At 75.2% G+C, this 10,775-nt stretch carries 6 protein-coding genes and 1 pseudogene; 5 read left to right on the top strand and 2 right to left on the bottom strand.

The features are described from left to right. Positions 1-209 precede the first annotated feature (209 nt). Entirely contained in the window at positions 210-731 is a 522-nt protein-coding gene (locus tag DKT69_RS02655; RefSeq protein WP_109800011.1) for a hypothetical protein, read from the top strand. A gap of 117 nt (positions 732-848) precedes the next feature. Here the strand turns inward: DKT69_RS02655 and DKT69_RS02660 are convergent, their stop codons facing one another. Continuing rightward, positions 849-2,387: a M1 family metallopeptidase gene (locus DKT69_RS02660; RefSeq protein ID WP_109800016.1), complete on the bottom strand. Its 1,539-nt coding sequence runs from the start codon at positions 2,385-2,387 to the stop codon at positions 849-851. Between the two features lie 202 nt (positions 2,388-2,589). Here DKT69_RS02660 and DKT69_RS02665 point away from each other — a divergent pair, with 202 nt between their 5' ends. Together DKT69_RS02665 and DKT69_RS02670 are read left to right on the top strand one after the other, a co-directional pair. Then, on the top strand, positions 2,590-3,375 hold the full coding sequence (locus tag DKT69_RS02665) for an SGNH/GDSL hydrolase family protein (protein WP_109800012.1): 786 nt from the start codon (positions 2,590-2,592) through the stop codon (positions 3,373-3,375). Positions 3,376-3,487: 112 nt separating this feature from the next. After that, on the top strand, positions 3,488-6,163 hold the full coding sequence (locus DKT69_RS02670) for a hypothetical protein (RefSeq protein WP_109800013.1): 2,676 nt from the start codon (positions 3,488-3,490) through the stop codon (positions 6,161-6,163). A 54-nt stretch (positions 6,164-6,217) separates the two neighbouring features. Here the strand turns inward: DKT69_RS02670 and DKT69_RS02675 are convergent, their stop codons facing one another. Further along, a complete protein-coding gene (locus DKT69_RS02675) occupies positions 6,218-7,660 on the bottom strand; it encodes an alkaline phosphatase PhoX (RefSeq protein WP_236647302.1) in 1,443 nt (480 codons plus the stop codon). Positions 7,661-7,830: 170 nt separating this feature from the next. On the opposite strand from DKT69_RS02675, the gene DKT69_RS02680 reads away from it, so the two are divergent. Both DKT69_RS02680 and DKT69_RS02685 read left to right on the top strand, forming a co-directional pair. Beyond that, entirely contained in the window at positions 7,831-10,377 is a 2,547-nt protein-coding gene (locus tag DKT69_RS02680) for an FtsK/SpoIIIE domain-containing protein (RefSeq protein WP_109800015.1), read from the top strand. Next, a pseudogene (locus DKT69_RS02685) lies at positions 10,374-10,775 on the top strand (hypothetical protein); the annotation flags it as partial. The gene DKT69_RS02680 and the pseudogene DKT69_RS02685, both read left to right, overlap by 4 nt.

Here is a 10,775-nt window from a genome sequence, read left to right on the forward strand (position 1 = left end):
TAAGAGACAGCTCACCGACTGCCCGCGTTCGGACTGACGCGGGCTCGGCACGGTGCGGGGCGCGGCGGCTGCGGGAAGCGCCGACCGCCTCCGTTCCGGCTGGCGCCGGCCGCGCGACCGCCCCCGGTGTGAGCGAGGCCATGATCCTCGTTCCCGGGTCCGACGCTTTCGGGTCGGGACGTCATGAAGATCATCGTTACGCTGCGGTCATGGACATCGAGAAGCGCCTGCGCCGGGTGCGGGGGTGGCTGTGGGTCGTGCTGGTCGGTCTGTTCCTCAGCGGGGTGACCGCGTTCCCGCTGGAGATCGAGGTGCGCTGGCTGCTGCGGGCGCTCGACCCGCTCGCCGGCCAGCTTCCCGCGCTGGTCGGCTGGATCGAGCGGGTCCACACCGGACTCGTCGAGACCGGTGACCGCTATCCCTTCATGCGCTACGGCACCGACTGGCTCGCCTTCGCCCACCTGGTGCTCGCGGTGGCGTTCTGGGGGCCGCTGCGGGACCCGGTGCGCAACGTCTGGGTCGTCCAGGTCGGCATGCTCGCCTGCGCCGGGATCGTGCCGCTGGCGCTGATCTGCGGGCCGATCCGGGACATCCCCTGGTTCTGGACGCTGGTCGACCTGTCGTTCGCGGTCGGCGCCTTCCCGCCGCTGTGGATCGCGTACCGGCACATCCGGGCGATCGAGGCGGCCACCGCCGCGCCTGTTGATTCACCGGCGACATCAGCTTCATAGCGTCCGGCCGCCCACTGGCGCCCCCCACCGCACGACTCGGCCCGACCCGGGCCCGCCGGGCGGGACCGTCGGCCGGGCGCCCGCCCCGGATCAGCGGAGCGGGCGCCCGGCCGGCGGTCAGCGCGCCAGGAGCTGGTGCGCCGCCCGCACCTTCGCCCACGACTTCGGCTGCGCCGGAGCGGCGGCCGACCGCGCCGCGGCGGTGGTCAGCTCGGGGCGGCCGGCGGTGAAGAGCCAGGTGGTGAAGACCTCCGCCAGGTCCTTGCCGGAGATCCGCTCGGCGAGCGCCCGGAACTGCCCGATGGTGCCGTTGCCGTACCGGTGCCGGGCCGTCCAGGCCGGCAGGATGCGGAAGAACGCCTTGTCGCCGACGGCCAGCCGGATCTGGTGCAGGGCCATCGCGCCCCGGTCGTAGACCGCGCCGTCGAAGACCCGGTCGGCGCCCGGGTCACCGGGGAGCACCCGCCAGAACTCCGAGTCGGCCGGGTAGTCGGCGTACGTGAAGTCGAACAGCTCCTGCGCGGTGCCCTCGCCCTGCTCCTCCGACCAGAGCCACTCGGCGTACGAGGCGAAGCCCTCGTTCAGCCAGATGGCGCTCCAGTCCGCCACCGAGACGGAGTCGCCGAACCACTGGTGGGCGTTCTCGTGCACCACCACGTACGGGTTCGCGCCGCGCCGCCAGAAGCCGGGCCCGTACACCGGGCGGGTCTGTGTCTCCAGGGCGAACCCGATCCCATCGATCGGGCCGGCCACGCCGCCCTGCGCCTCGAACGGGTAGGGCCCGAAGAGAACGGTCTCCCAGTCGACGATCTCCGCGGTGCGCTCGATGCTGGCCCGCGCGGCCGGCTCCCGGTCGCCCAGCGTGGTGCTGTACGCGTTGATCACCGGCTGCCCGTTCGGCGCGGTGTCGGTGACGATGTCGTACTGCCCGATGGCGAGGAAGGCCTGGTAGGTCGCGCCGGGCCTGGTGCTGCGCCAGCTCCACCGGGTCCGGTCGCCGGCCTCCGGGAGGGGATCGCGCGGCTGAACGCCGTTGCTGACCACCTCGACGCCGGTGGGCACGGACACCGAGATGTCCCAGGTGGCCTTGTCCTTCGGGTGGTCGTTGCTGGGGAACCACCACCAGGCCGACTCCGGCTCGTTGACCGCGAGCGCGCCGTCGGCGGTGCGGGTCCAGCCGGTGTAGCCGTTGACCAGCGTCTCCGACGGCACGCCGGCGTACTTCACCACGATGGTCAGCTGCTGGTCCTTGGCGATCGGCCGGGGCGCGGTCACCACCAGCTCGTGGACGCCCGCTCGATTGAAGGTGGCCGGCCAGCCGTTGACCCGCACCGACTGCACGTCGAGCAGGAAGTCCAGGTTGAACCGGGAGAGGGCCTGGGTGGACTTCGCCAGGATGGTGGTGGTGCCGGTGAGCCGGTCGGTGGCCGGCTCGTAGCGCAGCCGCACGTCGTAGTGGCCGACGTCGTAGCCGCCGTTGCCGTAGTCGGGGAAGTAGCTGTCGCCCAGCCCGGCGCTGCCGGGCCTCGGGGTGGCCGAGGCGGACGCCGGCCGGCCCTGGCCCGGTAGGGCAGCCTGGCCGGGGGCGCCGGTGGTGACGGTGCCGGCGGTGGTGACGGTCAGGGCGGCGATGGCCGCCGTGAGAACGCGTCGCACGAGGTGGACTCCCTCCATCGGGGTGTACGCACCGGCCAACCTAATCGACAGTTGTGAACGTCGCCGACCCGGTGGAGCGTTCCCGGCCATTCATTTTATGGAAATGTTTCGATAGCATTACCCACTAGTAACAACCGCTCCACCCCTGGCCACGCGCGCGGTCACGAGGGCTCCACCACCCCTGTTCCGTGGAGGTCCCGTCATGTCCCGTCGCGTCCGCACCGCTCTGGCCGCCCTGCTCGCCGGCGTCCTCGGCGCCGTCGTCGTCCCCGGCGTCGCCCAGGCGGCCACCGTCAACTACGTCGCCCTCGGCGACTCCTACTCCTCCGGGGTCGGCGCCGGCCCGTACGACCTCTCCACCTGCCTGCGCAGCCAGAAGTCGTACGCCCCGCTCTGGGCCGCCGCCCACGCGGTCAGCAGCTTCCGCTTCCCGGCCTGCGGCGGCGCCGTCACCGCCGACGTGATCAACAGCCAGGTCGGCTCGCTGAGCAGCAGCACCACCCTGGTCACCATCACCATCGGCGGCAACGACGCCGGCTTCGCCGACGTCATCACCAGTTGCCGCTTCGGCAGCACGTCCACCTGCACCAACGCGGTGAACGAGGCCAAGAGCTTCGCCACGGCCACCCTGCCCGGCCGGCTCGACGCCACGTACGCCGCGATCCGGAACCGGGCCCCGAACGCCCGGCTCGTGGTGCTCGGCTACCCGCGGCTGTTCGAGACGAACTACTGCGGCCTGCTGGCGATGAGCACGTACAAGCGGACCATCCTCAACGAGGCCGCCGACCTGCTCGCCTCGGTCATCGCCGGTCGGGCCGGCGCGGCCGGTGCCACCTTCGTCGACACCCGGCCGTACTTCGCCGGCCACGGCGTCTGCGCCGCCGACCCGTGGATCCACGACGTCAGCGGGGTCATCGAGGCGTACCACCCGGACGTCGACGGCTACCGCTACGGCTACCTGCCGGCGCTGACCGCCGCGGTCGGCTGACCTCGCCCGGCCCGGCGGCCGGTGGTCCACCCACGGGCCGCCGGCCGCCGGCGTGTTGCGGCCATCGGCGACAATGGACAGTCCTGGATCCACCCAGCGTGGCGGAGGTGACATGCGGGAACCCACCACCCGGCCCCGGCCCCGGTCCAACCGTGACAAGCTCCCGGGAGGCGGCGCGGAGCTGCTCTCCCTGCTGGCCTGGCTGCTCCGGCGGCCGCGTCGCGGCGACCGGCGACTGCCACTGCTCTGGCTGGTCCGCCCGGCCGGCGCGGGCGACGCGGCGGCCGTGCTGCGCCGGTTCGTCGGTCAGGGCACCGGGCGCCGGGTGCCGCACGTCGTGCTCGACCTGGCGGCCCGGCCGGAGACCGACGACGTCGCGGCGGTGCTGCGCGAGCTGCACCGGCAGCTCTGCCTGGAGGCCTTCGGGGCGGCCCGGCTGCGCTTCCGGCACTACCCGCTGGCCGACTGGCTGATGCACCAGACCCTCGCCGTGGGCGCCGATCCCGGCGACAGCGGACGGGCCGCGCTGGTCCGCCGGCTGCGCGACTGGCGGGGCCGACGCTCCACCGAGGAGCCCCAGGTCGGCGGCGAGTCGGGGCTCGGCACCGCGCTGCAGGTGCTGCTCTGGCTGCTGCGCCGGGCGGTGCCGAGCGCGGTGTTCCGGATCGCCGTGTCCGGACGGGTGCCGGTGGTCGGACGGCAGTACCGCTGGTTCATGCGGCAGCAGTACCTCGCCCCGCGGCAGTCGGTGACCTTCCTCGGTTTCGCCGAGCGGCTCACCGCCGGCTGGCGCGACGGCGAGCAGCCGGCCCAGGTGGAGAAGCTGCTGCTGCACGCCTTCCTGGAGGACCTGCGGCAGGCGTACCGCCGGCGGTTCTGGCGGCCCGGGGACTGGCGTCGCACCGCGTACCCGGTGCTGCTGCTCGACCGGGTGACCGTCGGCGGCGTCGGGCACACCCTGGTCCGGCTGCTCAACGACGTGCGCAACGAGACCGGCCGCAACGATCCGCTGCTCGTCGTGGCGGTGGCCGCCGACCCGCCGCCGGAGCTGCCCGCGGCCCGTCCGCTGCGGGAGGCCGAGCAGGCCTACGAGGAGTGGACCGAGGCCCTCCCGGAGACGCGGCGGCTGCGCCGGGCCGCGGCCTGGCTGGTCGTGCTGCGGCTCGGCGGCGGCGACCTGCTGCCGCAGCCCGGCGTCCCGCCGGCGCTGGTGGCGCCGGACCCGCCCTGGTGGTCGCGGCGGTTCCTGCCGGCGGCGGTGGCGGTGACCCTGCTGCTCGGCCTGGGCGCGTGGGCGAACGGCCGCTGGGCCCCGGACTGCCACCCGACGTTGAGCGGCCGGGTGAAGGTGCAGGTGGTCGACGGGGAGTGCGTCGGCTACAGCGACAGCGCGGCCCAGGTCTTCAACAGCGATCCGGGCCAGGACCGCCTGCGGGCGGTGCAGCGGCGGATCTTCGCGCAGAACCGGGCCGCCGAGGAGGTCTGGCGGCGCAGCGACCGGCGGCGGCCGTACCTGACGCTGGTCTACCTGGGCACCCTCACCGGCAACCGGACCCGCGCCGACGAGGAGTCGTACGTCTCCGAGCGGGAGGAGCTGGAGGGCATGGCGACCGCCCAGTACGCCCTGCTCAAGGAGTCGGCCGGGGCCGACGGCGCCGCCCTGCTGCACATCGTGGTGGCCAACGCGGGCCGGCAGATGCGCCACGCCGGGCGGGCGGTGACCATGCTGGAGGAGTTGGCTGGCGACGACCCGACCCTGCTCGGCGTGGTCGGCCTGGTGGAGAGCCGGACCACCACGGCGGCCGCGTTGCGCGAACTCAACCGGGTGGGCCTGCCGGTGCTCGCGCCCAACCTCTCCGCCGACCGGATGGACGAGAACTCCAGCCTCTACCTGCAGATCTCCGCGCCCAACCGGGACCAGGCCCGGCTGATCGAGACGTACGCCCGGCAGGTGCTGCGGGTGGGCGAGGCGCACGTCTACTACACCACCGGGGAGGACAGCTCGCTGGCCGAGGACCTCTACGTGTCCACCCTGGTCGACGGGCTGCGGGAGCGGTTCGGCGGCCGGCTGACCCGGCTCGACGAGTGGCGTACCGGGCGGCGGCTGACCGTCGAGTGCGGCTACCCCGGCGTGCTGCTCTTCGCCGGCCGCTGGTCGGAGTTCGACGGGTTCCTGCGCGCGCTCAAGGAGTGCGGCAGCGATCCGCCGCGCCACCTGCTCGCCGACGACTCGGTCAACCGGTACATGGCGAACCCGGGGCTGCGGGCGAGCGCACCGGGCAACCTGCCGGTGACGTACGTGTCGAAGGCCGCGCTGGCCACCTGCGCCGCGCTGCGGGCCGCGCAGGCCCGGCGTGACGACGCCCGGGGCAGCTTCCTCACCTGGGTCCGCGCCGACGACCTGCTCGACCCGCCGCGCTGCCGGGAGGGCGGCGGGACCGCGGTGGGGGAGCGGGTCAGCCTCGCGTACGACGCGTCGATGATGATGGTGCGGGCACTGGAGAGCCTCGCCGCCCGGCTCCGGCACGCCGACACGGGCCGTCGGTGGGAGCCCCGCTCGGTCAACCCGGTCGGGGTGCACGCGGAGGTGCTGCGCCAGAACGCCGCGGGCGGCTACTCGGGCGTCGGCGGGGTGATCCGGTACGGCCCGGACTCCGGCGAGCCGGTGGCCAAGCGGATCGCGCTGCTCACCGTGGCGCGGGTGCCGGACGTCGACGCCGAGCCGGTGGAGGTGTTCCACTGCGGCGCCGCCGACGGCGGGCCGGACCCGGGCTGCCGGCCCGGCTGAACGCCGGACGGCCGGCGGCCCCTCGTGAGGACCGCCGGCCGTGGCGCGACGCGGTCAGGCGTCGGCGACGTCCGCGTTGCTCGGCCGGCCCCACGGCCCGGTGATGGCGAAGACGTAGCCGGGGGACTGGATGTTGGCGAAGAGGATCTTCCCGTCCGCGCTGAACGTCGGCCCGGTGAACTCGCTGTCGTTCAACTCGTTGCGGGCCAGCGGGTACGCCTTGCCCTGCGCGGTCACCCCGACCAGGTGGGACACCCCCTCGCCGTCCTCGGCCAGGATCACCCCGCCGTACGGGGAGACGGTGATGTTGTCCGGCCCGTCGAAGTTACCGGCGTCGGCGTCCGGGTCCTGGTTCACCCCGAAGATGGTCTTCAGGGTGACCGTCTCGGTCCGCGGGTCGTAGAACCAGACCTGCCCGTCGTGCTCGTTGATGCTGCCGTCGGAGTGCCGGGCGAAGCTCGCCACGAAGTACGCCCCGCCGTCGGCCCACCAGGCGCCCTCCAGCTTGCGGCTGCGGGTCACCTGCTCGTCGGTGAACTGCTTGCGCACCGAGACGGTCTTCGCGTCCCGGTCCGGCACGTCCACCCACTCCACCTTGTACCGGGTGCCCGGGGTGGTGGCCTCCGACAGGTCGGCGACGTGGTTGCTGCCGAGGTAGCAGCTCATCGCCTGGAGGCTGCCCGCGGTGTCGCCGTCGGGACGCTGCGCCAGCACGCGCAGCGCGCCCTTGCCGCCCCGGAAGCCGTCCGGCGGCGTCCACCGGAAGTAGAGGCCGTTCGGCCCGCCGGCGTCCTCGGTCAGGAAGATCGCATGGGTGTACGGGTCGACCGCCACCGCCTCGTGCGAGTAGCGGCCGAGGAACTTCAGCGCCACCGGGTTCTGGTTGGCGGCCCGGTCGTGCGGGTCGACCTCGAAGACGTACCCGTGGTCGTAGAGGAACTTCCCGCCCTTGCGCTGCTCGGTCTCCTCGCAGGTCAGCCAGGTGCCCCACGGGGTGATGCCGCCGGCGCAGTTGTTGTGCGTGCCGGCCACGCTGACGTACTCACGCAGCCGCCGGCCCTGCCCGTCCACCTCGATGGTGGTGGTGCCGCCCTGGGCGCCCGGGTCGTAGGTCAGCCCGGCCAGCGCCGGCACCGGGTACGGCTCGCCGCCGCCGATCTCGTGGTTGTTGACCAGCACCGAGCCCTCCCGGCCGAGGAAGCAGCCGGTGCCGTCGGCGTCGCTGGGGGTCGGCTGGCCGGATTCCAGCAGGGTCGCGCCGGCCTGGGCCACGATGGTGTACGAGAAGCCGGGCGGCAGGGCCAGCAGGCCCGCCGGGTCGGGGACGAGGTCGCCGTAGCCGACCGCCGGACGGGTGGCGGCCCGGGCCGCCACCGGTCCCGCGATCGCTTCGAGGTTGCCGGCCACCACGATGCCGAGGCCGCCGGCCGCGCCGCCGCGCAGTACGGCCCGGCGGGAAATGGGGGAGGAGGTCACGTCGTCGCCTTTCCTGTTCACGATGGTTCCCTGAGCAGGCAAGCCGGACAGGACCAACGACGCCGGCGTGGCCGGCGGCGGGCGGGTGAACAGTCGACCAACCCTCGGTGCGTCGCGCGCCGTGCCGGGTCGGCGCGCGTCCGTTAGGGTTCCCCTCGATCGTGGACCGCGGCGGCGTCGGGGGGCAGAGGGTGGGCAGGCTCGCGACGGCGTACGGGCACGCGATCGCCGCGCACCGCGAGGCCGTACGGCGCTGGGAGGACGCCCGCCGGGCGCTCGCCGCCGCCGGGCCGCCGCCCCCCGACAACGCGGAGCTGGTCGCCCGGCTGGCCCGGGTCGGCGGCGACCTCGCCTCGGCGTCCGGCACCGCCGACCTCACCGCCGCGCCGGTGCCGGTCCGCGTCGGCGAGGCGACCACCCTGGACGGGGGCTTCCCGGTGCTGCTGCCGCTGGCCGGCGGGACCCATCTCGCGGTGGACTGCGACGCCCGGGACCCCCGGGTCGGCGAACTGCTGCGGGCGGTGGTGGTACGGCTGCTCGCCGCCGCCCCGGCCGGCGCGGTCCGGGTCGCCGGGATCGACACCGTCGCCTTCGGGGCGGCCTTCCTGCCGCTGCGTCCCCTGCTCGACGCCGGGGTGCTCGCCCCGCCGGCCACCACCGCCGCCGACGTGGCCGCCCTCCTTGACGAGGCGGAGCGGCACGCCCGCGCCGCCCAGCACGCCGGCCCGGCCGACCGGGAGCTGCTGCTGCTCGTCGCCGCTTCCGCGCCGCCGCCGCGGGAACTGGCCCGGCTCGCCGCGCTGACCCACGCCGGCCCGGACGCCGCGGTCTGCGTCCTGCTCGCCGGTCACCCGCCGGCCGGCCCGGGGGACGCCCCGCCGCCGGTGGGCGCGACCACCCAGCTCCGACTCAACGAGCGGTACGCGCTGGTCGGCGACCCGCCCGGGCAGCCGTACAGCGCCGACGGCAGCGGGCTGGCCGCCGCGGTGCTGCTCGACGGGGATCCGCCGGCCGCCTCGGTGGCCGCGCTCGGCGCGCGGCTCGCCGCGGCCACCCGCCGCGCCGGGACGCCGCGCTTCACCGACCTGCTTCCCGCCCGGCGCTGGGCCGAACCGGCCGGACCGGGACTGCGGACGGTGCTCGGCCGGGCCGGTCGGGAGCCGGTGACGGTCGCCTTCGACGACGCCACCCCGCACTGGCTGGTGGGTGGTCGCACCGGGGCGGGCAAGACGGTGTTCCTGCTCGACGTGCTCTACGGGCTGGCCGCCCGGTACGCCCCGGCGGAACTCCAGCTCCTCCTGCTCGACTTCAAGGAGGGGGTGAGCTTCACCGAGTTCGTCCCCACCGAACGTGACCCGTCCTGGCTGCCGCACGCCCGCGCGGTCGGCATCGAGTCGGACCGCGAGTACGGCGTGGCCGTGCTGCGGGAGTTGCGCGCGGAGCTGACCCGGCGGGCCGACCTGCTCAAGCGGCACGGCGTCACCAAGCTCGCCGACCTGCCCCCGGACACCCGGCCGCCCCGGATCGTCACCGTGGTCGACGAGTTCCAGGTGCTCTTCGCCGGCAACGACGCCCTCGCCCGGCAGGCCGTCGACCTGCTCGAGGAGCTGGCCCGCAAGGGCCGCTCGTACGGCCTGCACCTGGTGCTGGCCAGCCAGAGCACGACCGGCGTCGAGGCGCTCTACGGCCGGGTCGAGGCCATCTTCGGCCAGTTCCCGCTGCGGGTGGCACTGCCCGGCGGGGGCGGCGTGCTCGACCCGCTGAACGACGCGGCGAAGGCCCTGGAAGTCGGCTCCGCCGTGGTGAACACGGCAGGCGGGGCGGCGGACGCCGACACCGTGGTCCGGTTCCCCGACGCGCACGCCGCCGCCAGGGACCTGGCCACCCTCCGCCACGAGCTGTGGACGGCCCGGCCGGCGGGTTCGCGGCCACCCGCGGTCTTCCGGGGGTACGAGACGCCGCGGCTGACCGATTACCCCGCCTGGGCCGGGCTGCGACCCGGCGACGGGGTGCCGCTGGCCCTGGTCGGCCGCGCCGTCGACGTGGCCGGCAGCGCCGCCGGGTTCACCCTGGACGCCACCCCCGGCCGGCACCTGGCCGTGGTGGGCACCGCCACCGCCGGAGCGGACGTGCTCCGGTCGGCCACCCTCAGCCTGGCCCGGCAGCACGCCCCCGGCACCGCCCGCTTCCTGCTCGCCCCGCTCGCCGCCGGGGCGGTCGAGCCGGCCGACGACCTGGCCATGACCCTGGCCGCCGCCGGCCATCCCGTCGAACGCCTCGACGCGACCGCCGTGCCGGAGCGCATCGCCGTGCTCGCCACCCCGGATGACTCCGGCGGCACCACCGCCGGCCGGACCTACCTCGTGGTGTTCGGCATGGACGCCGCCTCCGCCGCGCTGGGCGTCACCGACCCGGCCACCTTCCGCTCGGGACACGACGACCTGCGGGCGCTGCTGCGCCAGGGACCGGGCCACGGGGTGCACCTGCTCGGCTGGTGGCGGGGGCTGCGCCGGCTGGCCGAGGACCTCGGCGGCGCGCAGCACCGGGACGACGTCGCCTGCCTGGTCGCGCTGAACGTGCCCGGCGCCGACCTCGGCCTGCACCTCGGCGTGCACGACCTCGGCTACACCCCGCGCGCCGGCCGGGCGCTGCTGGTGGACCGGCACGACCAGCGCGTCCGGCTGATCGTGCCGTTCGTCCATTCCGGACCCGAGCCGGACGGGGGTGAGGGCCGGTGACCGCCTTGGAGGAGTACGCGGCGCTGGCCCGGCAGCTCTCCGCCCAGCGGCGCGGCGCGGATCGGGCCGCCATCGCCGAGGCGGAACGCCGCCGGGCGCTGCAGGCCGGGCTCGACCAGCTCGGCCGGCGGCTCGCGGCCCAGCGGCAGCGGCTCGGCCAGCTCGGCCGGGCCATCGGCGCCGCCACGCCCGGCACGGACCTCGCCGTCCCGTCCGGCGCCGACACCGCCTCGTCGGACGCCGACCTCGCCGCCGCGTCCGGGCCGGCGGTGCCATTGGCCGTGCCCGCCCCGACCGTCATGGCGCCGTCCGGTCCCGGTCACTCCGGAGCGGTGGGTTCCGGCGGCGCAGCCGCCGTGCCGGGGCGGCCGGGGGTCGGGGCGTACGGCGGGTTCGAC

The organism is Micromonospora sicca (genome assembly GCF_003172935.1).
GTDB classification, from domain to species: domain Bacteria; phylum Actinomycetota; class Actinomycetes; order Mycobacteriales; family Micromonosporaceae; genus Micromonospora; species Micromonospora sicca.

Excerpts from the sequence above, each read along its gene's own strand:
- DKT69_RS02665 (WP_109800012.1), top strand. The coding sequence starts at position 2,590 with ATGTCCCGTCGCGTCCGCACCGCTCTGGCCGCCCTGCTCGCCGGCGTC.
- DKT69_RS02655 (WP_109800011.1), top strand. The coding sequence starts at position 210 with ATGGACATCGAGAAGCGCCTGCGCCGGGTGCGGGGGTGGCTGTGGGTC.
- DKT69_RS02670 (WP_109800013.1), top strand. The coding sequence starts at position 3,488 with ATGCGGGAACCCACCACCCGGCCCCGGCCCCGGTCCAACCGTGACAAG.